The 24,324-nt window shown below is 34.4% G+C and carries 18 protein-coding genes and 1 riboswitch; of the genes, 9 read left to right on the forward strand and 9 right to left on the reverse strand.

What is annotated here, in order from left to right; genetic code table 11:
* Positions 1-7: 7 nt before the first annotated feature.
* From ACKPCA_RS13860 to ACKPCA_RS13885, 6 genes are all read right to left on the reverse strand, one after another.
* The gene (locus ACKPCA_RS13860; RefSeq protein ID WP_054722215.1) at positions 8-736 is read right to left on the reverse strand and encodes a hemerythrin domain-containing protein; all 729 of its coding nucleotides are present in this window, start codon (positions 734-736) and stop codon (positions 8-10) included.
* A 229-nt stretch (positions 737-965) separates the two neighbouring features.
* Positions 966-2,225, reverse strand: a complete 1,260-nt coding sequence (locus ACKPCA_RS13865) for a tetratricopeptide repeat protein (RefSeq protein WP_321279596.1) — start codon at positions 2,223-2,225, stop codon at positions 966-968.
* Positions 2,226-2,356: 131 nt separating this feature from the next.
* Positions 2,357-3,664 carry a ribosome biogenesis GTPase Der gene (gene der / locus ACKPCA_RS13870; protein WP_321279597.1) on the reverse strand — a complete coding sequence of 436 codons (1,308 nt, stop codon included), beginning with the start codon at positions 3,662-3,664 and terminating at the stop codon, positions 2,357-2,359.
* A gap of 21 nt (positions 3,665-3,685) precedes the next feature.
* Positions 3,686-4,567: a GTPase Era gene (gene era / locus ACKPCA_RS13875; RefSeq protein ID WP_054722208.1), complete on the reverse strand. Its 882-nt coding sequence runs from the start codon at positions 4,565-4,567 to the stop codon at positions 3,686-3,688.
* A gap of 136 nt (positions 4,568-4,703) precedes the next feature.
* Complete coding sequence (locus ACKPCA_RS13880) at positions 4,704-5,825, reverse strand: mechanosensitive ion channel family protein (RefSeq protein ID WP_321279600.1); 1,122 nt, start codon at positions 5,823-5,825, stop codon at positions 4,704-4,706.
* A 10-nt stretch (positions 5,826-5,835) separates the two neighbouring features.
* On the reverse strand, positions 5,836-8,877 hold the full coding sequence (locus tag ACKPCA_RS13885) for a hypothetical protein (protein ID WP_321279601.1): 3,042 nt from the start codon (positions 8,875-8,877) through the stop codon (positions 5,836-5,838).
* A gap of 250 nt (positions 8,878-9,127) precedes the next feature.
* Positions 9,128-9,246, forward strand: a riboswitch (FMN riboswitch).
* Positions 9,247-9,359: 113 nt separating this feature from the next.
* Here ACKPCA_RS13885 and ribD point away from each other — a divergent pair.
* From ribD to ribH, 4 genes are read left to right on the forward strand one after another with little or no spacing between them, the layout of a single operon-like run.
* Positions 9,360-10,457, forward strand: a complete 1,098-nt coding sequence (gene ribD, locus ACKPCA_RS13890) for a bifunctional diaminohydroxyphosphoribosylaminopyrimidine deaminase/5-amino-6-(5-phosphoribosylamino)uracil reductase RibD (RefSeq protein ID WP_321279603.1) — start codon at positions 9,360-9,362, stop codon at positions 10,455-10,457.
* A gap of 41 nt (positions 10,458-10,498) precedes the next feature.
* The gene (locus ACKPCA_RS13895) at positions 10,499-11,155 is read left to right on the forward strand and encodes a riboflavin synthase (protein WP_321279604.1); all 657 of its coding nucleotides are present in this window, start codon (positions 10,499-10,501) and stop codon (positions 11,153-11,155) included.
* 24 nt (positions 11,156-11,179) lie between these two features.
* The gene (locus tag ACKPCA_RS13900; protein WP_321279605.1) at positions 11,180-12,427 is read left to right on the forward strand and encodes a bifunctional 3,4-dihydroxy-2-butanone-4-phosphate synthase/GTP cyclohydrolase II; all 1,248 of its coding nucleotides are present in this window, start codon (positions 11,180-11,182) and stop codon (positions 12,425-12,427) included.
* 26 nt (positions 12,428-12,453) lie between these two features.
* Positions 12,454-12,915 (forward strand): 6,7-dimethyl-8-ribityllumazine synthase, encoded by a 462-nt coding sequence (ribH, locus tag ACKPCA_RS13905; protein ID WP_321279606.1) that lies wholly within the window; start codon positions 12,454-12,456, stop codon positions 12,913-12,915.
* Between the two features lie 99 nt (positions 12,916-13,014).
* Here the strand turns inward: ribH and ACKPCA_RS13910 are convergent, their stop codons facing one another.
* On the reverse strand, positions 13,015-13,596 hold the full coding sequence (locus ACKPCA_RS13910) for a thioredoxin family protein (protein ID WP_054722198.1): 582 nt from the start codon (positions 13,594-13,596) through the stop codon (positions 13,015-13,017).
* A gap of 218 nt (positions 13,597-13,814) precedes the next feature.
* Here ACKPCA_RS13910 and ACKPCA_RS13915 point away from each other — a divergent pair, with 218 nt between their 5' ends.
* On the forward strand, positions 13,815-14,318 hold the full coding sequence (locus ACKPCA_RS13915; protein WP_321279608.1) for a hypothetical protein: 504 nt from the start codon (positions 13,815-13,817) through the stop codon (positions 14,316-14,318).
* Between the two features lie 84 nt (positions 14,319-14,402).
* On the opposite strand, the gene ACKPCA_RS13920 is transcribed toward ACKPCA_RS13915, so the two are convergent.
* On the reverse strand, positions 14,403-15,545 hold the full coding sequence (locus tag ACKPCA_RS13920) for an exo-beta-N-acetylmuramidase NamZ family protein (RefSeq protein WP_321279609.1): 1,143 nt from the start codon (positions 15,543-15,545) through the stop codon (positions 14,403-14,405).
* 219 nt (positions 15,546-15,764) lie between these two features.
* Between ACKPCA_RS13920 and ACKPCA_RS13925 the strand changes: the two genes are divergently transcribed.
* Entirely contained in the window at positions 15,765-17,006 is a 1,242-nt protein-coding gene (locus ACKPCA_RS13925) for an ABC transporter permease (RefSeq protein WP_321279610.1), read from the forward strand.
* A gap of 1 nt (position 17,007) precedes the next feature.
* Here ACKPCA_RS13925 and ACKPCA_RS13930 read toward each other — a convergent pair whose 3' ends face one another.
* Positions 17,008-20,466, reverse strand: coding sequence for a PEP/pyruvate-binding domain-containing protein (locus tag ACKPCA_RS13930; protein WP_321279611.1), 3,459 nt, complete (start codon positions 20,464-20,466; stop codon positions 17,008-17,010).
* A gap of 219 nt (positions 20,467-20,685) precedes the next feature.
* Here ACKPCA_RS13930 and gdhA point away from each other — a divergent pair, with 219 nt between their 5' ends.
* From gdhA to blaOXA, 3 genes are all read left to right on the forward strand, one after another.
* Positions 20,686-22,041, forward strand: a complete 1,356-nt coding sequence (gene gdhA, locus ACKPCA_RS13935) for an NADP-specific glutamate dehydrogenase (protein WP_324292957.1) — start codon at positions 20,686-20,688, stop codon at positions 22,039-22,041.
* Positions 22,042-22,633: 592 nt separating this feature from the next.
* On the forward strand, positions 22,634-23,518 hold the full coding sequence (locus ACKPCA_RS13940; RefSeq protein WP_321279612.1) for a CPBP family intramembrane glutamic endopeptidase: 885 nt from the start codon (positions 22,634-22,636) through the stop codon (positions 23,516-23,518).
* A complete protein-coding gene (gene blaOXA, locus ACKPCA_RS13945) occupies positions 23,515-24,315 on the forward strand; it encodes a class D beta-lactamase (RefSeq protein ID WP_321279613.1) in 801 nt (266 codons plus the stop codon). Before ACKPCA_RS13940 ends, blaOXA begins: the two co-directional genes overlap by 4 nt.
* Positions 24,316-24,324 lie beyond the last annotated feature (9 nt).

The raw sequence follows: 24,324 nt of genomic DNA on the forward strand, positions 1-24,324 counted from the left end.
ATGAGCATTAAAACAGGTTCTTAATCGATTTTTCCATTAAAATAATTTTCGGAATTAAAACCTTATCCTCAATTCTGGAATGATAATTCAAATCTTCCTCTAGCCTAAATAAATCTTGAATAATACTGTGATAAAGGTTGGTATTTGCAGGCGGAGCAACATATTTAATCATGATGGTTCTCAAATCCATCAATTTTTCCTCAATGTCATCATGCTCTTCCTCGTACTCCACAATCGAAAATGATTCAAAAACCTTTTTATTCTTATCAGTAAATTTTTCTGATTTTATTATTTCATCAACAGCCAATACATATGGAAACACAACATCTTCCTCGCGCATAATGTGCTCCGTAAGCTCCGATTTGTATCCTTCAAAAAAGTTTCTAATTAGGGCGATGTACTTTTTGTCTTCGCTACCTTCCAACTCCAGACTTTTAATTTTTTGCTCAATATCAGTTACTGTATTATTTAAATAACTGGCATGAGTCATTTTTAGATAAGCTACAATATCACGAACTGGGATACTTTGAAGCTCCTCCTTAGGAAAATAATCCTGATCGTGATAAGCATTTACCAACTGTAGAAAAAAGTTCAGATCAACTTCATTTTCTTTACAAACCTGATCAACTGTTTTATCTCCAAATCCCAATTCTATTCCAAAACGATGAATAACAGGTATCAGCATGTAATTCATTTGAATCACATCTGCCATTTTCATACTTTTCTTTATATGCATACTCGTATTTAAATTTAATCTAAATTAGTAAAATTTTGGAGATCTATTGAGACATGAAGCAAAAAAGCAATCGAAAACCGAAACCAAATGAGTAAAAACACTAAAAAGAAATATTATGGCAAAAGATTTCTCAAATTCATTTGGCCTCAGTCTCGGGAGCTCGTTTTTAAGTCAATACAAACTTAGTCAGCTTAGCTTGCGTTCGCAATACCAACAATTAGGTATTCTTTTACTTTTCGAAATGAATTTTTTCCTTAATATGAAGGATTCTTGATTTTGCATACTCGTAACGCTCTCCTCCGATATCTTCTGTTTCTCTGATGTATTGCGAATAGTATTTCAGTGCTTTCTTTTTGTTATCACCAAATTCCTCATAAGTAGTAGCTATTTCGTATAACACTTCTGGATTTGAATTATCCATTTCAAAGTGTTTTTTATACTCAATTACTGATTTTTCAAATTCACGATTGGCATTGTATGCTTTTGCCAAATACAAATGTATTGATGATTTAATTGGAGATGTAATATAAACTAAAGAGTTATTCAAATACTCTATTCCTTTTTCATTATCATCCAAACGAGAATAACACACACCCAAATAAAAATTAAGCATTGGATCTTTTTCAAAAGTTTCACCACAAGCTAAAAATGACTTAATGGCATTTTCATATTGTCTGGTCTGCATGTAACAAACTCCCAATTGTTTGTATCCACTTAGGTTTAGTTTTTTTCTCGTCTCAAGGTCCTTATAAATATTTAAAGCATTCTCATACCACTCCAAACCTACCAAACACAGGGCTTTCTTTTTTTGTATCAAATGGTTGTTAGGATAAGTTTCTAGTCCTTTATTGCAAAAATCCAAAGCTTGTTCGTAGCCTTGCATTTCATAAAATTTTTGAATCACATTAAGAATTACCGATAAATCTTTGGAGTTAAGTTCATACGCCTTTAAATAAGAAGCCAATGATCCAATATAGTTCTGCATTTTATCCTTCAAGTTGGCAGCTTGTTTGTGCAGATACGGATTTAAAGAGTCGCGCTCAATTAATTTCTCATAGATATCCAAACCCTCACGGTAACTACTAAGGTTAGCATAGGTTTTTGCCAATAATAAATTGCCTTGATAATGCATTGAATCAACGGCTTGAAGTTTTAAAAGTAGTTTTTGAGATTCAGGATAATTTCCAGATGAATAAAGGCAATTGCTATAATTAAATAATGTTGCAGTTGAATTGGGATGCAACTTGTGTGCTTTTTGATAATTCTCAATTGCAGGAACATACTGGTTTAGATTTTGATATGCCTTCCCCAAACGAAAGTATAGTTTACTATTGCTACTATCCTTTGCAATCATTTGCTTAAGAATTGGAATGGCGCTTTCATATTCTCCGTTAAAAAGCAACTGGTCAACCTTATTAGTACGTTGTGAGGATGCATTGGGGATGAAAAAAATACTTGTAAGTATTAGGGTAAAAATAAATTGTTTCATTGGGTTGTTATTTATAATTATCATATAAATATAAACTAAAAGATTAGTTTTTTGAAATAATTATAACCCCTAGATTTAAAAAAACCGACTCAGAAATTCTGAATCGGTTGATATGATTGCTTTGTAGACAATTATTTTTTTCTCATAAAAATCTGGATCGGAACACCAGTGAACGTCCAATTTTTACGTATTTGATTTTCAAGATACCTTTTATAAGGATCTTTAATGTACTGTGGCAAGTTACAATAGAAGGCAAAAGTTGGGGCAAAAGTAGGTAATTGAGTTACATACTTAATCTTAATAAATTTACCCTTTACCGAAGGTGGAGTAAAAGCATCAATGGCTTCCAGCATTACCTTATTTAATTCGGAAGTTTGAATCTTACGAACTCTATTTTCATGCACCTCCAATGCTGCTTCTAATACATTTAGTAATCGTTGCTTAGAAAGTGCAGATGTAAAGATGATTGGCACATCATTAAAAGGAGCAATTTTATTTCGGATCTCTTGCTCAAACTCTTTCATGGTATTGGTTTCTTTCTCAATCAAATCCCACTTGTTCACCATGATCACAACACCTTTTCTGTTTTTGATAATCAAATCAAAAATACTCAGATCTTGTGCTTCCACACCTCTTGTAGCATCAAGAATCAGGATACAAACATCAGCAGTTTCAATAGTTCTAATGGAACGCATTACCGAATAGAATTCCAAATCCTCATTTACCTTTGGCTTTTTACGAACTCCGGCAGTATCTACCATCATAAAGTCGTGACCAAATTTCTGGAATCTGGTATGAATCGAGTCTCTGGTTGTTCCAGCAACATCGGTAACAATATTTCTTTCGATACCAATTAATGCATTTACCGTTGATGATTTTCCTACATTAGGACGACCAACAAATGCAAGTCTTGGCAAATCATTATCTTCTTCTTCAGGTTTTTCTTCAAAATCTCCCACAACAGCATCAAGCAAATCACCTGTACCTGAACCATTCACTGAAGATATTGGATAAACTACATCTCCAATTCCTATAGAGTAAAACTCATTTGCTGCAAAAATCAAATCGTTGTTATCTGCCTTATTGGCTACCAGGTAAACTTTTTTAGTTGTTCGGCGAAGGATTCTGGCAACAGCCTCATCCAAATCGGTAATCCCATGCTGTACATCCAACACAAATAAAATGGCATCGGCCTCATCAATAGCCAACATTACCTGCTTGCGGATTTCCTCATCAAAAACATCTTCTGAGTTGAATGAATATCCACCTGTATCAATAACCGAAAACTCTTTTCCATTCCAGTCTGCTTTCCCGTAATTACGATCTCGGGTTACACCAGCAGTTTCATTTACAATCGCTTTTCGGCTTCCTACTAATCGATTAAAAAGTGTAGATTTTCCCACATTTGGACGACCTACTATTGCAACAATATTACTCATAACTGTTAATTGTGATCTGTTTTACTGATTGTACCCGAATCCTTTTAATTTATTCTCTTTATTTCTCCAGTCTTTGGCAACTTTAACGTAAATCTTTAAAAATACTTTCTTACCAAAGAATGCTTCAAGATCTTTTCTTGCTTCGGTTCCAACTTTTTTAAGTGCTTTCCCCTGATGACCAATGATGATTCCTTTTTGTGACATTCTTTCAACATTAATCACCGCCATAATGTTGATAATCTTAGGCTCATCTTTAAATTCTTCTACTTCCACTTCCACAGCATAAGGAATTTCCTTGTCGTAATTCATCAATACCTTTTCCCTGATGATTTCATTCACAAAGAAACGGGCTGGCAAGTCAGTCATTTCGTCCTTAGCAAAGTAAGGAGGTCCTTCAGGCAATAGCTCTAAAATTCTATTAAATAAATTGGATACATTAAAATTCTCTTTGGCCGACATTGGAAAAATCTCAGCTTTAGGTAATTTGTCCTTCCACATATCCATTAATTCAACCAATTTATCCTGCGTGGTTAAATCAATCTTATTCAAAATCAGGATTACCGGAATATCTGTATTTTGAACCTTCTTCAGGAAATCTTCATTTTTATCGATGGTTTCAACAACATCGGTAACATATAAAATAATGTCAGCATCAACCAATGCAGATGTTGAAAACTTCATCATCGATTCCTGAAGTTTGTAATTCGGTTTCAATACTCCCGGAGTATCAGAATATACAATTTGAAAATCTTCACCATTTACAATTCCCTTAATTCTATGGCGTGTGGTTTGCGATTTCGATGTGATAATCGAAATGCGTTCACCAACCAAATTGTTCATTAAGGTTGATTTTCCAACGTTCGGATTTCCAATGATATTTACAAAACCTGACTTATGAGGCATACTTACTCCAATTTAGTGATTTAAAAATTTTTGCAAAGATAGAATAATTATACCAAACTCAACTTTTCTTCGTATTGCAAATTAATTTTGAATACTATGCTATAAATAATGATTACTAAACTGAGTTCGATTAAAATTAAAACAATTCATCTTTAGAAATAATCTTTTGCTTTAAAAGTTCTCGCACAACAATTTCTGTCATGTCACTCTTAAACTGAAATTCGTAGCGTATATCCATCACGTATGCTTTTAATCTCATTTTCAAATAAGATCGTCTTTCTTTCACTTCATTAAAAAATAAAACAGTAATGGGTTTGTTTAAATAAACGTAACGCGAAACCTGTGCACTTTCAGTAGCAATTTGTCTCACTCTATGTGTATCGATATCAATAGGCAGGTAAATTTCGGCCACCACCTGGCAATTCAATTCTCCTGAGTTAGAATTGGATACAGAAGAATTTACAAGTTCTGAGTTTGGCACAGAAACAATTGAATCATCCGGAGTTACGAGTCTGGTAGCTCTTAGTCCAATTTCAATAACTTCTCCATAATACTTTCCACTGTCAATTTTATCACCCACTTTAAATGGCTGATCAAGAAGCAATGCCATTCCCCCAAATACGTTTTTAAGTAAATCCTGAGCTGCTAATCCAACGGCTATCCCAACCGATGCTGCAAAAGTGATTACAGCTTCGAAAGGTGGATTGTAAATGCCTTTAATGATTGCAAAAATGGTGATTGACCAAAATACAATCCGGAATATCGGGATTATACTTTTTATAGTAATTCGAAATTTTGCACTTCGCTCAGAAAATAAATCAAGAATTTTTATAACTAGTTTTATAAAATAGTAGGCTACTACTAAAAGAACAATAGTCCAAAATATTTTAGAGAACGAAATTACTTCAAATACCTCTCTAGGTTTATCCGGTACATTTTTCTCCATGCTTTCAAGCAAACTGGGCTTACTCTGAGTTGTATCTTTCGAAGTAAATTCGCCAATAGCAAGAATCGAGCTCGGTAGTTTTGTTGTATCCTTACTATGAATCGTATCCTTAATGATATGGTTGCTGCCTGGTTTATTCAGATAATTAACAGAATCTGCAGTTGTATCCGTAAGATATTCTTTAAAATGAAGTTTTACAGTAGTATCTGTCTTTGTCTTAAGACTATCTGTAAATGGAAACTCCTGAGCACATACATCAGTTTGAAGCCAACATATGGTAAATAATATAATGGAGGTGATGAAATTCTTCATTTTGATGAAATTAATTGATGAAATTATGAGATCTTAATAAGCTAACTACCTGCCTAAAAATAATCGGGTTAATATTGAATTTTTCTTTAGGCCTAATAAGCAGGCCTTTTTCAAGCATCGGAATTAACACATTCCTGCAATTATTTACTGGTAGATTTAAAGTAGTAGAATAATCTTCTAATGTAAGTCCATCGTGGGTTAGGATTGTATGCATTGCAAACAAATACTCCGATGGCAAATCTTTTACAAATGAAACATCAATTTCACGTAAAGACCCTATATTAATGGTATCATCGCTAACCCCACGAGTTGAGCGCAACCAATACAATTGAGCTAAACTAACATTGCCATTTGAAATTTGACCCAGTTCAATAAAGAATTGTTTTCTCAAATACTTCTGCTTTTCATCTTCGTTCATTTTTTGGAAAGAAGTTGAATTTCCATTCTCCGAAGAAGCTTCAAATTGTATTTTGTAACCACTAAGAATATTACGTTTAAAAATAACTTCATCCAGCATATCACTGCTAAATTTCTTAACCTGTACTTCTCTGGTAAAATTTTCGGAAACTTTTACAGTTTTTTTAAGATATTCCCAAGAATGAATCGTATAACTCCCAATCCAGAATACTTTCTTAGAAGTATTAGATATTAGATCGAATAACATTTTCTGACACTCGAAGCCATTTACTTTTTTAAGATAAAAATGATGTAGATTTTCCAGAATAAGAATCAGGTTATCATCTTTATTGTTTAAGTATTCAATAATATGCTCATTCGATTCAAAATGGTCTTGTTCAAACAGTTGTTCAAAAAAAGATAAGTACTGCTGTGGTGTATATATCTTTTTCTCAGGAGATCGATGGATAACTGGAATATCTGTTTCGATGTTTTTTAGAAAAATATTAAAGAGAGAAGTAACACCATTTCCTTTTTCTGCAACTACCGCAGTAGTAACAAAACGATCTTTTTCCCAGTCGTCAAAAGCTTGTTGTAAACTATCCAATTCAATTTGGCGATGAACAAAAAAACGAGTTTCATCCGTTGGGGTAAGTTGATAAAGTCGTTGATATATAAATGGTAATTTCTTTAGTGAAAGCTCAGTTTTGTGGATAAACTCAGTCAATTCATGAGAGATTTTAACTTCTTCTGAAGTTATGCCAAGTCTCTTTTTAATATTTGTTACAATTTCCGGAGTATCTAAAAGGTGTTCTTTTATAAAAGTAATTAATCTTGGAACCATATTTTTGACAAAAGCGATTACATCCTGTTGGATCTTTTTCGATCGCTCCATTGCCTTTATTTTTACAATTTTTAGATTTAATTCAATTATCGTTTCAGTATTCTTAAGTTTCTGAATTTCCGTATTAAAGTTGGTAATCACCAAATGAAGATTTTCCTGAGGTTCTTTTTTTATTGTTTCAAGCAAGTCTAATGCTTCATCTAAATGACCTAAAGCTCTGTTGTACCCCTCTTCAGAAACTTTCATTGTAGTTTTTACAGCTCCTTTCTTTTTTTGTAGCATCATTTGAGCAGACTCAAGGCTGAAATCACAAACGGTTCCCATTGTGTTAAGCTTTAATCTGGCTTTTTTCAAATTTATTTCAATAAATTGCTTGATATTATTTATAGATTCCTGAAAATGAGGCAACGCTTCAAAATTTAAAAGCTCCCTTGGTGATAGCCAATTGATTTCTGCACTGCGAACACCTCGTTCATAATTATGACCTTTAATAAAACTGCGCTTATTAGAAATGTTTTCAACCAAAGCAATGGTTTGGGAATTGAACTTTTCCAGATCTTTATTAATACTTCCAGATAGTTTTTTTACAGTCTCAGCCAATAATTTATCAATAAGCTCACTGCCCACCTTTTGTCTTTCCTCATCTAAAATAATCAGAAGATCTTTTGCAGAATTGTTTGTACTTGTAATTCGATTTGCCGATGACAAAATAAATTCGCGCAACTGTTCAAGGTTTAAACTCAAATGCTCATCAATAAAATGTGTTATTTTCGAATCTAAATTTTTGTAATTATCTAAAACAGTAAAATATAGCAATACGATTTCCACATCTAACAACCAATCATCCAGTAATGTTTTATGGGTATTTACCCATTTAAGCTTTTCTAAATTTAAATTCGTAAAAACAAGGTTCTGCTGAGCCTCTATTTTTGTATTCTTAAAATGAACGATAGGTAAATCAGGTGTGTCAGCCACTGAAATAGCTTCATCCAATTCCTTAAATACTGAAATGGTTGCTGATTCTATTTCTTTTTTCAGCCAACGTTTTGCCTGACTAAGTAGTTTTTTTTGTTCTTCAAATATTTCATTTGAAATATAGAGATTTATTGTCTCAGAAAGATTTTCATCTTTATTTTCTAAGAGATTGTTTTGTATTTCAGTATCAAAATCGTCTTCAAGCTTCCAAAAATCCAAAAAAACATTGCTTTTGGCTTCCATTAATCGATGAAAAGAGGAAAGTATTGCCTTAGGTAATTGCACTCCCAAATAATATTTTAGAATTGATTGATATGGGATCTTTCGGTATCGGGTACTTTGCAACTCTAAAGGGTTTAATTTCAAAAGGCTTCGAAGCACATTTATTGCCTTCCTGCTCTGATACTTAAAAGCAAAATTCACATTCAATCTTAGCTTTTTTATCAAAACAAACAATTGGCTATTTCTGCTAATTGAATAGGGAGTAAATATTTCTTTTTTTCGAATATTTTTTTTTGTCTCTTGTAAAATAGAATCAATTGCATTTAGGTATCCTTCTAGTAAATCTTTGAAATCATCTTCATTAATTTCTTTCTGATTTTCTAATAAAAGATTCAATATGCCTGATTTAAATTCGCACAAATTGGCAAATCTATTTATTTCCTTCTGTTCTGTATTATTTAAGTTTTTGTGTAATTCCTTGTAACCAACAATAAACTGACTTAATTCTTGTAAACTTCCATCCAAGCATGTAAATAGTTCCTTTTGAGCTTTTGCTCCAAAGTTATCCCAAAGCTGATTTACTTCTTTATTAACAAAATCGAGATTTTTATTCATAGACATTATCCTTTATACCGTTTATAAACTATGAAATCGGCATTACTATTAAAAATACATCTTTTTATGATGAACTAAGAAATAATCACCAAAGGAATACAATTCTTTTTTGTTAAAACTTAAATATTGCTGATTAGTAATTAAATTTTACCGACAATAAAATACACACTATTACACAGTTTGTTTTTAATCTCTAAAACTCTATATTTGTACCAGAATCAGAGTTAAAACTTTATTCTAAAATATTTTATTGTTTCTTCAGGGCAGGGTGTAATTCCCGACCGGCGGTGATAGTCCGCGAATCTGTAAAAAGATTGAACTGGTGAGATTCCAGTACCGACAGTATAGTCTGGATGGGAGAAGAAAAACAATTGATCGATTTGATTAATTCATGTCATTGGAAAAATTGGTTCCAATTGGCAGACCGTATAATAAATGCCCTGAATAGTGTATGCTGTTCAGGGCTTTTTGTTTTTTAAAATATGAGTAAAAAATACGAATACATGCACAGAGCTTATGAGCTTGCCAAAAAAGGAGTTGGAAGAGTAAGTCCAAATCCTCTGGTTGGTGCTGTAATTGTAAAAGACGATAAAATAATTGGGGAAGGATATCATGAATTTTATGGTGGTCCTCATGCCGAAGTAAATGCTTTCCGTTCGGCCAAAGAATCGGTTGAAGGAGCTACCATGTATGTAACTCTTGAGCCATGTTCTCATTACGGAAAAACGCCTCCTTGTGCCGAAGCCATTGTGAAAAATAAAATTGGGAGAGTGATTATCGGTATGCTTGATCCCAACCCTTTAGTTGCTGGTCGTGGTGTGAAAATTTTAGAAGAAAATGGCATTGAAGTTGACTTTGGCTATATGTGCGAAGAGTTAACAGAAATGAATCGCACATTTCTAAAATTCATACAGTCGAAAACACCTTATGTGGTCATGAAAACTGCCATGACACTGGATGGAAAAATTGCCAGCAAAACAGGTGATTCTCGTTGGGTATCGAATGAAAAATCAAGAGCCAAAGTTCATGAACTAAGAAATGAATTGGCAGGAATCATGGTTGGTGTTGATACAGTAATTGCTGATGATCCCATGCTTACAACCAGATTGGGAAATGGAAATGGTCAGAATCCGGTTCGAATTGTAGTTGATAGCAAAGCACGAATTCCTTTAGATTCGAAGATTTTAAATACTTCAGATCAAGCAAAGACCATTTTGGCAGTTACAGAAAAAGCTGATCTCGATAAAATCCAACAGGTCGAAGCCAAAGGAAATCAAATTCTAAAAGTAGATGCTTTAAATGATCGAATAGATTTAAATAGTTTAATGCAAAAGCTAGGAGAACTAAACATTGATGGGATATTATTGGAAGGTGGAGCTACTCTGAACTTTTCGGCATTGCAATCGGGCATTGTTGATGAAGTAGTTTCTTTTGTTGCTCCCAAAATAATAGGAGGTAATGCTAAAACTCCAGTAGGAGGAGAAGGCATTGAATTGATGAAAGATGCCATTGAGCTTGATGATATAAAATACGAGCAATTGGGGCAAGACCTGATGCTAATAGGAAAAATTAAAAAGTAGCAGTTTCTAAGAACTGTCTGCGGAAAACTGATAACTGAAAAATGTTTACAGGACTAGTAGAAGAAATAGGACAAATAAAAGCCATCGAACGAGGAGCAAAATCGATTCGTTTAAGCATTGCGGCCAGTAAAATTATGGATGATGTAAAATTGGGCGATAGTATTGCCACCAATGGAATTTGTCTGACGGTAGTAAGTTTCGACTCTGCGGGTTTTACTGCTGATGTTATGCCTGAAACCATGAGCAGAACCAGTTTTGGTACACTTGGCATAGGCAGTAAGGTGAATTTAGAAAGAGCCGTTCGTGTTGGTGATCGACTGGGTGGGCATATTGTAAGTGGCCATGTGGATGGATTAGGAGAAATTGTTGGGCAAGAAAAAGATGATAATGCCATTTGGGTGAGTATTGCTGCTCCAAAAAATATCTTGAAATATGTAATTGAAAAAGGCTCAATTGCTATTGATGGTATCAGTTTGACAGTAGCTTATGTAGATGAGAAAATATTCAAAGTATCCATTATTCCTTTAACTCAAGACGATACAACTCTAACATCTAAAAAGACTGGCGAAAAAGTCAATTTGGAATGTGACATGACAGCCAAGTATATAGAGAAATTCATGTTCCACAGAGAGGAAGAAGAAAAATCGGAGAAATCTGATATTTCAATGGATTTTTTAAAAGAAAACGGATTTGCATAAACAAGACAACAAACTAGATAAGTAATGGAATTTCATACTATTAAAGAAGCGATTGAAGACATCAAACAAGGTAAGATGATTGTGGTGGTGGATGATGAAGATCGCGAGAATGAAGGTGATTTATTAATGGCTGCCGAAATGGTAACTCCTGAGGCAATTAATTTTATGGCGCGTCAAGCTGGAGGATTAATTTGTATGCCAATTGTAAAAGAGCGTTTGGACGAGTTGGATATCGATATGATGGTGTACAATAATACCGATGCCAAGCAAACGGCTTTTACCGTTAGTATTGATGCAGCTGATTGTACAACTGGAATTTCTGCCCATGAACGTGCTCATACCATTAAAAGAGTATTGGAAAATGATGCTAAACCTGAAGATTTTACTCGTCCGGGACACATTTTTCCATTGGTTGCTCGTAAAAATGGAGTATTGGTTCGTGCTGGTCATACCGAAGCTGCTGTAGATCTTGCTCGCATGGCAGGTTTGTATCCAGCAGGTGTGATTTGTGAAATCATGAACGAAGATGGCACCATGGCTCGTGTTCCTCAATTGAAGGATTATATCAAAAAGCACGATCTGAAAATGATCACCATTGCTGATTTAATTGAATATCGTCGCCAAACAGAAACCATGATTGAAAAGATTACTGAAACTGAAATGCCAACACAGCATGGAGACTTCAGAGCTCATGGTTATATCAATAAAATAACTGGAGAACATCATGTTGCATTGGTAAAAGGTAATGTTGAAACTGATGATCCTGTACTTACTCGTGTTCATTCTGAATGTTTAACCGGAGATGCTTTTGGCTCGCTTCGTTGCGATTGTGGAGATCAATTACAGGAAGCTCTGAAAAGAATTGAAAAAGCCGGACGAGGTGTATTGTTATACATGCGTCAGGAAGGTCGTGGAATTGGTTTGATAAACAAACTTCGTGCATACCAATTGCAAGATATGGGAATGGATACTGTTGAAGCAAACCTTGCACTTGGATTTAAAGCTGATTTACGTGATTATGGTATTGGGGCTGCCATTCTAGCTGATTTAGGAGTTAAGAATTTAAAACTAATGACTAACAACCCACTAAAAGTAGCAGGTTTAAAAGGTTATGGTATTAAGATTGTTGATCGCGAAGAAATTGAAATGACACATCACGAAAAAAATGAATTTTACATGATGACTAAAATGAAAAAAATGGGTCACATGTTACATCAGGATGTGAAGTGGAATCTTCAAAACGATGATAAGAAAGTAAAAGGAATTGAATAAAAAATAATCGAAAAATAGATAATAAAATGAATACAATTGAAGGTAAATTAATTGCTGAAGGCCTTAAGTTTGGTATCGTAGCAGGTCGTTTTAACGAGTTTATTGGAAGTAAATTGTTAGGTGGTGCAATAGATGCTATCAAACGTCACGGTGCATCAGAAGATGATGTTGATGTGGCTTGGGTTCCAGGTGCATTCGAAATTCCATTGATTGCTAAAAAAATGGCAAAAAGTGGTAAATACGATGCTGTAATCTGTTTAGGTGCAGTAATTAAAGGTTCTACGCCTCACTTCGACTATGTATCAAACGAAGTGACTAAAGGTGTGGCTAGTGTTTCTTTAGATTCTGAAGTTCCTGTAATTTTCGGTGTTTTAACTACTGATACAATCGAACAAGCTATTGAGCGTGCTGGAACAAAAGCAGGTAACAAAGGTTTCGAAGCTGCTGTATCAGGAATTGAAATGGCTAACTTATTAAAGCAATTGTAATTCTGAATTACAGATAAAAAGTACTTCTCACGAAAAGTATAAAAACAAAGAGGCTGTCTTCATAAATGACAGCCTCTTTGTTTAAAGTATATTTTTTCTTCATACCAAATCACAAGCATCTGCAGGCATCCAGTGTTTATCTTTACCATCCCATTTAACATTGCAACCAATTGGATTAGTCACTGGAATTGAAATTGTCTTTCCATCCAAATGCTCAATAATTGCTCTTTCCAAATCGCGTACTGTAACTTTCGAAGTATCCTTTGGATTATCAACCGCTCGTCCCGTATAGATTAATTCTCTCTTCTCATTAAATAAATAAAAATGTGGTGTCCTCAATGCACCATAACTAACTGCTACCTCTTGAGTTTCATCATGTAAGTAAACCCAAGGAAAGTCATTCTCTTCCATTCGAGTAACCATATGGTTATAATCATCTTCTTCATATGTATTGGGAGAATTGGAATTAATTCCAACAAATTCAACTCCATGCGGTATATACTTATCTGCAATGGCTCTGGTATCCTCATCCGATCCAACTACATAAGGGCAATGATTACAAGTAAAAAAAACCACCAACAATTTCGATGACTTAAAATCATTTAGCTTATATCGAATACCATCAGTTGCAATCAAATTAAACTCAGGAGCTTTATCTCCAATTTGTAAGGTAAATGCCATTTCTTTCTAGTTTAAGGTTGTTACTCCCTTAAAAATACCGATTATTTTGATAAGTTCTAAATTATCAAGTCTGATTTTTAGCATTAATCTTCCATTAATTTAACATTATCACCTCTCTTTTTCACCTTTAATATTAACACTCATTTAATAGTGGTTTTAGATACATAAGAGCTGCATTTTTTAAACTTGTAGTAACAAAACTTTAGAACAGATATCTTATGAAGAGTACTTTTAATCGGATAACAAAAGTAAATGATTCACATGCTTTTCAATTATCTGAAATATCAAAGAAATACGCACAGAAGGAGATTGAGGCAAGCAGTTTAGTTTATTCAATGAGAAGAAAATTGAATTTTCTATACAATCAGGATTTACGGTTAATTAAACCAATCTTAAATAGATATCCTGATTTTTGGAAATCATTGGAAGAATCCGAAAAAAATGCCAAAGCATTTATTGGCTGGCTAAATCATATGAAAACATTCTACAATTTAATTGTGAATAATCCAAAATACAACAAAGCATTAATCGATAGCTCCATTAATATATCAGAACTTAAACATGCTTACGTTCTAATTCCTGCATTGCATCAGGCTTATCGAAAATTACAAAAATGTAGTTTGGAAAAAAATATAGCTATTAAACGCTTAAAGATTTTGTCTCATGATTTGGAAGCGACCAATTCGAATCATGATATCTCAAACTACTATAGCTTTAAATAAGAAATCCCTTAGAAACAGGTCGTCGGTTTAGTCAATTAAGTCGATACTACTTTCCTTTCGCCACCGACGATTCTGTTTCTGATTTTACTCCCAATCGGGATAAATCAGATATTTTTTCCGAATATTTTTAAAAGCTTTCAAATCTTCTTGCCAGGTAGCTCGAATTTCTTCTTCGCTCATTCCCTTTTCTATTTGCAGCCTTAATTGATTGGTTCCTGCAAGATTTCTAAAGAAAGTATTAAAGAATTTTGTACTTGCATGAAGTTGCTGATAAGCCTTTATGAGAAAAGACAAATCAAGGGATTTTCTTTTTCTAAATTCTTCCAAATTGTAATTGCTCAAATCATATCCATAACATACTTTACCTTTAAATTTTGGATACTTGCTAGCTCCTGGAATACTTCTCGGAGTATATGAAAAGCCTTTCTGCCTCATCTTTGGATGTCCAAAACATTGAAATGGATAATCTGTTCCTCGTCCTGCACTTACAGAAGTTCCTTCGAAAAAACACAAGGATGGATACAAAGCAATCGAAAGAGCGTTGGGAAGATTGGGTGATGGCTTAACTGGTAAATCGTAAATTTGATTGCGATGCCAATTTTTACATGGAATCACAGTAAGATCACACTTCAAATTGTCCTTTAACCAAGATTCTCCGTTAATCATTTTTGCGTACTCTCCAATGGTTAAGCCATAAACTACAGGAACCGGATGCATCCCAACGAATGAAGCGTATTTTTTTTCTAAAACAGGTCCATCTACATAATGAGCATTCGGATTTGGACGGTCTAAAACGATAAGTGGTATGTTTTGCTCGGCACATATTTCCATCACATAATGCAAGGTGGAAATATAAGTGTAAAAACGAACACCTACATCTTGAATATCAAATACCATTATGTCTATGTCTTTTACCTCCTCCTCGCTTGGCTTAAAATGTTTGCCATACAATGAAACTATCGAAATGCCTGTTTTTACGTCTTTGCTGTTTTTAATTTTTTCTCCAGCATCGGCAATACCACGAAATCCATGCTCCGGACTAAATATTCTTTGAATTTTGATGTTTCTTTCAACTAAAAAATCAATTAAATGCTGATTACCAACTAATGAGGATTGGTTGCCAACAACCCCAACAGATTTGCCTTGAAGCAATGGCAAATAATCCTTAGTATTCTCAGCGCCTGCCAATGTCTTTAATGCATTCTGTTGTGCACAAGATATACTCACAATAAACAAGCACATCAAAATTGTATACAAATAAGCTCTCACGATTTAATTCTTTTCAATTTTAAACAAGATTTGCAATCAAGAATTTCGAAATTCTAGTTGTAGAATATTTAAATTCATGAAGCTCCCAAAACATTCGCAACCAATTGCAAACAAAAGTAAATTTTAATCATATGAAATTACTACTTTTGTGTTAATCTTAACAAAAAGAATATCAATTTGAATCTGGAATTATTTATAGCTAAAAAAATTACCACTGGTGAAAAGGGCGAAAAGAAAATGTCGCGCCCAATTATAAAGATTGCCAAACTTAGCATTTCGCTTGGTATTAGTGTTATGATTTTAGCCGTAGCCATTGTAACAGGCTTTAAATCTGAAATTACCAATAAAGTAACCGGATTCGGATCTCATATTCAGATTACCAATTACGATAATAATTCTTCATTTGAAACTCAGCCAATTGATAAAAGCATTATCGATACCAATCTGATAAAGAAAATACCTGGAATCCAACACATTCAAGCTTTTGCAACAAAACCAGGTATTCTAAAAACCAAATCGGAGATTCAGGGAATCATATTAAATGGCATTGGCAAAGATTATGACTGGAGTTTTTTTAGTAAAAACTTGGTTGAAGGTGAAGTGTTCAAGCTTGAAGAAAAGAAAAGCAATGAAATTCTAATCTCAGAAAAATTATCAAAGCTGCTTCAAGTTAAAATTGGCGATAAAATATCAGTTTACTTTATCCAACAACCTCCTCGCGAAAGACGATTTGTTATTTCAGGTATCTACAATACAGGAATGGAGGAATTCGACAAACTGTTCCTGGTTTGCGATATGCGTCATATTCAAAAACTAAATGACTGGGAGGAAAATCAAGTTAGTGGATATGAAATTTTCATCGATGATTTTAATGAAATATCGGAGCTTACTTACCTTGTAAAACAGAGTACAGCAAGTTCTTTTACACAAGATGGAGGCAGTGTAAAGGTTCGAAGTATTGTTAGAAAATATCCTCAAATCTTCAGTTGGCTAGAAATGCTGGATCTAAATGTTTGGATTATCCTTTCGCTCATGATTCTGGTAGCAGGTATTAATATGGTTTCGGGATTACTGATCATCATTCTGGAAAAAACCAACATGATTGGGATTTTAAAAGCACTGGGAACACAAAACTGGTCAATACGAAAAGTGTTCCTTTACCAATCGAGCATGATAATTGGCAAAGGAATGTTATGGGGTAATGTTATAGGTATTGGCTTGTGTCTTTTGCAATATTATTTCGAAATCATTCCATTAGATCCTACCAACTATTACGTTGACACCGTACCAGTTAATCTAAAACTTAGTCATTTACTTTTATTAAATGTTGGGAGTTTAATTGCTACAGTTGCCATGTTACTAATTCCTTCCTATTTAATCACGAAAATTAGTCCTGCTAAAGCCATTAAATTCGATTAAACTATTTCTGCCAACTGGCAACAGCCAGTCTTTTTTTACCATCCATTTTAATAACCAGTGATTTTTTAAACCTCACATGTTTAACCGCTCCATATTCAGCAATGAGATCTTGTTTGCTTAACAATTCATAATCTACAAGCGAAGTCTCGGAATGATGATGAACAGAACAATATCCAATATTCATAGATGTAACATTGTGAAAAAAGTGAGAACCTGATGAAGCCTCCAAAGGATAATCTGCAAAGCCAGTTTCCACTATAAGTTTCGCATTTGATATATCATTCCATTTCACAGGAATCCCAATCCACTTATCTCTTGTTCCCCATCTTCCCGGACCAATGAGCACATAGTTCTTATTTTGCAATCTCATTTTCTCATTCACCGAAGAAATAATCGAAGCAATTTCGGGAGTCATTTCTTTTTTGAATAATTCAGGAGCCACATAAATTACATCACTTACCGTATCAATCAAACCATTTCCCATACTCATTTCAGAAAGTAACATCAACCTGTTTCGATCAATATCTTCCAAATCAACATGATAGTCATCAACATTTCCGATTAAAGGTTTTATCTGCAACAAGTAAAAGGATGCCTTTCCCGTTTTATCTTTGGTCAAATCAACAGCAAATTCAATTTCTATTGGTGATCCCATTGCCTCTTTCACAATATCCAAAACCATTTCTATTGTCTTTGCCAATGGAATATAATCGTACTTCAAAATATTGGCAAAATTTACAATTCGTGGTCCATAAGCATCCAATCCCGGACTAATTGTATCATTAACCGAATTGTAAACCGAAGCACAATGGGTAAGATTGCCATGTTCTTCTGCATCATCAATTTCCAGTCGAATTAAACCTGCTGTTTCTCCCTCCAACAAATCAACATTTTTCTTCTTTAAATCAACTGCATAAAATTCCACCTGCGAATTCTTGAACTGATCTTTGGGCGAATTGTTCTCGATTGTTGGAAAAACAGGAGAAAACCTGAAAGCCTTTTCCCCATCCACTACATATTTTCCCAAGCCTACAGCAATTACTGCATATCCTTCTTCGGGCTTCATATGTCCGTAAGGATAATAATTGTATGATTGTGCTACGCCTGAAATGTGTGGATAGAAAGTATCTTCATATCGATTACCAACCACTTCCTGAATAACAACGGCCATTTTTTCCTCTTCAAGCTTGTAATTCGAAGCCTGAACATTGGCGCGTGATTCCTCGGAAAAAATAGAAGCATAAACCAGTTTTATTGCATCTGTAACTTGTTTTACCCGCTCATTCAAATCGGGATGATTATTGGGAACCAGATAGGTTTGAAAAACTCCTGCCACTGGTTGCAACAAAGAATCTTCGAATAAGCCAGAGGAACGAATGGCCAATGGCTGATCAAAATTCATCAACATGATCCTGATTTTCTGTACCAATCTTAATGTAAGATCAGAAGCCAAGAACAATCGCTGTACTTCCTTATAGCTAGGCAAGTCTTTAGTCCTATCCAATAAATTATTTCTATCGATAAACGATTCATATTCGTCAACACCAATAACTGCAGTCATTGGGGCTTTAATATTAATGTCCTTGATGTATCGACTTAAGTCAAGATTAAACAGCATAGAATTAATAAAAGCCAAACCTCTTCCCTTTCCTCCCAAGGAACCTGTAGAAAGTGTAACGATATTATTGGCATTTAAAACCTGATCCGAATTAAACTCAACCACCTTACCTTTGTTCTTTTCATTCCTGTAGTTCTGAATCACATTAATCAGGTAGTCGCGAACATCTTCAGCCGATTTAAAGTCACTAATATTATAAGGGGCAATCATTTTTGCAACGCGTATTTCTCCTCGTGCCATCAACCAAAGTGAGAAGTGATTTTTATTGGCATGATAAACCAAAGACTCTGCAGGGATATGATACAAATACTCTTCAAACTCTCTCAAAGATTTGGCTGTAGCAATTTCATTACCATCTGCATCTTTGTAAACAAAATCTCCAAATCCAAGAAACTGTCGGATAAACAAGCGAATATCATGCCGTAGAGTTTCGGAATTTTTATTGATAAAGCTGCACTTTAAATTAAATGTATGAGCCGCATTGGTAACATCCGAAGATTGTAAAATTACTGGTAGGTTTGGATATTCATCCTTTATTGCCTTTACCAATTGTATACCTGCATCTTCTTGAAACACTCCTTCCTTCGGGAATTTTACATCCGAAATTAAGCACAACAAGAATTCTTTAAACTTGTAATAGATATTCATTGCCTCTTCGTAATTGGAAGCCAGCAAAATTTTTGGACGAGCTCTTAACCGAAGTATTTTGTATTGAGCATCTGTACTTACATCATCAATAATTCTTTGAGTTTGCGCCAATACACTCTGATACAGCATTGGCATGTAGCGTGAATAGTATTTGGCCGAATCTTCCACCAGAAGTATTACTCGCGAAAGTCCAATTTTCGTGTCATTTTCAACATTTACTTTATCTTCCAGAGACTTGATCATTGCAAAAAACACCTGCGATTCTCCGTTCCAGACAAATATTTTATCAACTGTTTTTAGCTTGGTTCGCTGTTCTTCAAAAAGGGCGATATCCGCATCGTTGTTCAGCAAGAGAAAAATTGAGATGTATGGAAATTCACTTTTAATTTTCTCGCTGTATTCTATCGGCGTTTTTTTATCCACCCCAACCATCAGAATAATCATATCGAAATGCTTGCTGTGCAACTGCTCCATGGTTTCCTCTAAGGTGGAAACTCCAGTTACACGAGGCATAGATGTCAAATTCAACTGCTGATACTCACCTGAAATTTGCTCTGCAAAACGCCCTTCTCTCTCAATACAATATGCATCGTACAGATTTGCAACCAGCAAAATCTCCTTCACCTTAAATGGCATCAAATCGTGATAAATATCTCGATCAGCATTATTCTTGTTTAGGAAATTTTGAAGCAGTTTTCTATTGGTAACCGGCACATAAGGTCCAATAATTTCCTTTTTTGCTTTACTCTTATATTTAGCTTGTGATAAAAGTTGTTTCCCGGTTTCACTATTAATGTATCCAACAATTATACTCGCAAGATTCTCAATCAGATGTCTCTCCTCCTTTAAGAAAGGTCCTTCATCCAAATTTGGAAACTTTTTCACATAGCAAATCTCAATTCTTCCACTTTTGTTATCAATGGTCATGAATTCCTGAGTCATGGTCCATTGCGACAACCTAAAGCCTGAACTCAGGTATTCGTTTCCATCATAAATGATTCGTGCCACTGTGAATTCAGGATATTGCCATGCTTTGGGTAGTATAAAGCAGATTTGTTGCAGGGTATCTTCAATAGATTTTCCTTCCTTTATTATTCCAGTAGTTTGGTTTATTGCGGCTAGTTCTTTTAATCTTTCAATATTCTCCGCGATGATCCTGTTAATTCCTTGATTTTTATCGGATTCTGAGTTCATAGGTTTAGGGCTTACGTAGATACAATAAAAATTAAGTGCGAAAATTCATTATTTAGGCACTAATAATGGGCTCTTTTAAATTTAATGAATTTAAACGAATTCTAACAGCTTGACCTTGAATGAATTCTTTCATACCTTTAATAGTGTAAGCGGTTATCCAAAAGGCTGTTTACTAATTACACCCAGAATAAATCATGTCTAACTTAAACTTTTTGCATCATGACAACCATGTTCAAAGCCCCATCCAGCAAGGAATTTATGGATAATCTAATTAGTAAAACTCCTGGTGAGGTAGAATTTCATCAAGCAGTTCACGAAGTTGTTGAATCCTTAATCCCATTTCTGGAAGAAAATCCTAAGTACAAAACAGCTAAAATTCTTCAACGCATTTCAGAGCCCGAAAGAGTAATCATTTTTAGAGTTCCATGGGTTGATGACAAAGGAGAAATCCAGGTAAACAGAGGATATCGTGTTGAGATGAATAGTGCAATTGGACCATATAAGGGAGGTCTGCGCTTTCACCCAACAGTAAACCTTGGAATCCTTAAATTTTTAGCATTCGAACAAGTTTTTAAGAACAGCTTAACTACTCTGCCAATGGGTGGTGGTAAAGGAGGATCTGATTTTGATCCTAAACAAAAATCCGATGGTGAAGTAATGCGTTTCTGCCAAAGCTTTATGACAGAACTATCGAAACACATTGGGCCAGACACGGACGTTCCTGCAGGAGATATTGGCGTTGGCGGACGTGAAATTGGATTCATGTTCGGCCAGTACAAGAGACTTCGCAACGAGTTTACCGGAGTTTTAACCGGAAAAGGCACCGAATGGGGAGGAAGTTTAATTCGTCCTGAAGCAACTGGCTATGGTAATGTATACTTTGCCGAAGAAATGCTTAACTCTAAAGGAGATAGCTTAAAAGGTAAAATTGTTACCGTTTCCGGATCTGGAAACGTGGCCCAATTCACTGTAGAAAAAGTGAATGAACTTGGCGGTAAAGTTGTTACCCTTTCCGATTCTTCGGGATTTATTTATGATCCGGATGGCATTGATGAAGAAAAACTAACCTATGTAATGCGTTTGAAGAATGTAAAACGTGGAAGAATTGAAGAATATGCTAAAAAGTATAAAGTAGGTTATTTCGCAGGAGAAAGACCTTGGGGAGTAAAATGTGATGTTGCCTTACCAAGTGCTACTCAAAATGAAATTAACGAAGAAGAAGCAAAAACTTTAATTGAAAATGGTTGTATTTGTGTTTCCGAAGGAGCTAACATGCCATCTACTCCAGAAGCCATAGAGGTTTATTTGGAAAATGAAATTTTATTTGGACCGGGTAAAGCTGCCAATGCTGGTGGAGTTGCTGTTTCAGGACTGGAAATGTCACAAAATGCAATGCGCATAAGTTGGACTCGCGAAGAAGTTGACAATCATCTGAAACGCATCATGAAAGACATTCATTCAACTTGTATTAAGTATGGTAAAACTTCGAATGGATTTGTAAACTACGTAAATGGAGCAAATATTGGTGGATTCGTAAAGGTTGCCAATGCCATGATTGCACAAGGAATCGTATAAATTGATTTGTAATATTTAAAATGAGCTTGCTTCGTATTTGAAGCAAGCTTTTTTATTTTCTGCCGCCATTACTTAAAGTTTAAAACAGCTTCAACCTACTATTTTCCGTGTAAGAGTTTGCATTGTTATCATCAGACCTGCCATTGTTTCCCTCATGTTAACAAGTGCACCGTCTGACCTGCCATCTGCACGCTCAATGTTGATATCCGCACGCTCATTGTTAATAAGTGCAATGCACTTGGCAAGAATTAGAATACTTTTCTCAGGTCTCTCGATAAAAATGGTAAATATGACTATACATCCGGCAGATCGCACAATGCTTTTATCCGGTGTTAGGATAGCATTAACAGGAGTAACAGTACAATTAATAGCTTAAAGAGAGTATCTATCAACTCAGATTCAAACATTAATAATATTACAATCTAAAATATGAAGTGTAAGATGACTCAAGATATTCAGGAGTAATTGTATTTCAATTTTTACCTGATTATTGTTTCAAATCAAAATGCATTTCTTAAGTATAAACTGATATGTTTTAAATTATTCTGTTAATTTTAACCCTCTCAATAAATCCCATACAATTATGACCCAAATGAACTCAACCCCAGCCATCAAACAAGGATGGCTTCGTGCCATTTTAATTATTATTCCCTTTTATATTGTATCTGGAATCTTTCAGGTAGTTGGAGTTATTATTCATGCTGCTGCAACAGGTCAGTTTGATATTACAAACCTTCAAAATATTAACATGTCAAGTGGAATAATGTTAACAGGACAATTTACTGCTACTCTTGGCACCTTATTTATAGTTTGGATATTCACGAAGTTCATTGATCGAAAAAAATTCTTTGATCTGGGATTTTCGATAAAGAATAGAGCAAAAGATATCATTTACGGGCTTCTTGCTGGAATCGCAATGATGGGCCTTGGTACTCTTATTCTTCAGGCAAATGGCAATCTAATCATCGATTCAATTAATTTTGCTTTGGCAAGCCTATTACAGTCTGTATTTCTATTTATTCTTGTATCGGTAAACGAAGAGGTAATTGTGCGTGGTTATATTCTTCCCAACTTCATGGATTCAATGAACAGATACCTGGCCCTGGTTTTATCTTCATTAATTTTTACAGCATTACATTTTTTGAATCCCAATGTGTCATTTTTAGGAGTTACAAACATCTTTCTAGCCGGTATTCTTTTAGGAATTGGATACATTTTTACCAAAAATTTATGGTTTCCGCTTGCCTTGCATTTTAGCTGGAACTTTTTTCAAGGACCTATTTTTGGTTTCGAAGTAAGTGGTACAAAAAGCGATACTTTAATTTCTCAAACCATTACAGGCAATGAAATTCTTACTGGAGGTAATTTCGGTTTTGAGGGTTCTTTACTTGCCAGCATACTTTGCACAGCATGTATTGTTTTATTTTGGTTTATCTACAAAAAGCAGGATTATAAATTATTAAAACCAACACTATGAAAAAGGTTTTATTCTTATTCATTTCCATGATTTTATTTTCTTGTACAAAGCAACAAGAATCCATTCTTGATGCATACAAAGCAAATGACCTACAAAAAATATTCGAACAAGCAAACGTGAATGGTTGTTTTATTATTCATGATTTTAAAAATAATAAATCACTGACTTACAATTCTGAGAGATTGGATTCTGCCTTCCTTCCTGCATCTACCTTTAAAATCATTAATTCGATGATTGCGCTGGAAACAGAAGTAATTAAAGACGAAAATGAGATCATTAAATGGGATGGAAAAAAACGATTTATTGAATCATGGAATCAGGATCATAACTTGGCATCCGGAATTAAAAATTCTGTTGTTTGGCTTTACCAGGAGTTGGCAAGACAAATTGGTGAAGAGAGAATGAAATATTGGGTTGAAAAAGCTGATTACGGGAATAAAAACATTGGTGGAAAGATTGATCTTTTCTGGTTGAATGGAGATATCCGAATCTCGCCTAATCAACAAATTGATTTCCTAAAAAGATTGTATTTAAACCAATTACCATTTCAAAAGAAAAATCAGGAAACGGTAAAAAAGATCTTACTTGTAGAACAAGCAGATGACTATTCAATTAGAGCAAAAACAGGATGGGCAGCGCGCATTGAACAAGAAATTGGTTGGTATGTTGGTTATCTTGAAAACAAGGACAATGTCTACTTTTTTGCCTTAAATATGGATATCAATTCATCAGATGAAGCCAAATATCGAAAACAAATAACAACAGATATTCTAAAAGTTTTAAATTTGAAAAAATAATAACCTACT

Source organism: Marinifilum fragile (assembly GCF_963677365.1).
Taxonomy (GTDB): domain Bacteria; phylum Bacteroidota; class Bacteroidia; order Bacteroidales; family Marinifilaceae; genus Marinifilum; species Marinifilum fragile.

Coding starts and splice junctions, on each gene's coding strand:
- ACKPCA_RS13860 (WP_054722215.1), bottom strand. CDS start 736: ATGCATATAAAGAAAAGTATGAAAATGGCAGATGTGATTCAAATGAAT.
- ACKPCA_RS13865 (WP_321279596.1), bottom strand. CDS start 2,225: ATGAAACAATTTATTTTTACCCTAATACTTACAAGTATTTTTTTCATC.
- der (WP_321279597.1), bottom strand. CDS start 3,664: ATGAGTAATATTGTTGCAATAGTAGGTCGTCCAAATGTGGGAAAATCT.
- era (WP_054722208.1), bottom strand. CDS start 4,567: ATGCCTCATAAGTCAGGTTTTGTAAATATCATTGGAAATCCGAACGTT.
- ACKPCA_RS13880 (WP_321279600.1), bottom strand. CDS start 5,825: ATGAAGAATTTCATCACCTCCATTATATTATTTACCATATGTTGGCTT.
- ACKPCA_RS13885 (WP_321279601.1), bottom strand. CDS start 8,877: ATGAATAAAAATCTCGATTTTGTTAATAAAGAAGTAAATCAGCTTTGG.
- ribD (WP_321279603.1), top strand. CDS start 9,360: ATGAGTAAAAAATACGAATACATGCACAGAGCTTATGAGCTTGCCAAA.
- ACKPCA_RS13895 (WP_321279604.1), top strand. CDS start 10,499: ATGTTTACAGGACTAGTAGAAGAAATAGGACAAATAAAAGCCATCGAA.
- ACKPCA_RS13900 (WP_321279605.1), top strand. CDS start 11,180: ATGGAATTTCATACTATTAAAGAAGCGATTGAAGACATCAAACAAGGT.
- ribH (WP_321279606.1), top strand. CDS start 12,454: ATGAATACAATTGAAGGTAAATTAATTGCTGAAGGCCTTAAGTTTGGT.
- ACKPCA_RS13910 (WP_054722198.1), bottom strand. CDS start 13,596: ATGGCATTTACCTTACAAATTGGAGATAAAGCTCCTGAGTTTAATTTG.
- ACKPCA_RS13915 (WP_321279608.1), top strand. CDS start 13,815: ATGAAGAGTACTTTTAATCGGATAACAAAAGTAAATGATTCACATGCT.
- ACKPCA_RS13930 (WP_321279611.1), bottom strand. CDS start 20,466: ATGAACTCAGAATCCGATAAAAATCAAGGAATTAACAGGATCATCGCG.
- gdhA (WP_324292957.1), top strand. CDS start 20,686: ATGACAACCATGTTCAAAGCCCCATCCAGCAAGGAATTTATGGATAAT.
- ACKPCA_RS13940 (WP_321279612.1), top strand. CDS start 22,634: ATGAACTCAACCCCAGCCATCAAACAAGGATGGCTTCGTGCCATTTTA.
- blaOXA (WP_321279613.1), top strand. CDS start 23,515: ATGAAAAAGGTTTTATTCTTATTCATTTCCATGATTTTATTTTCTTGT.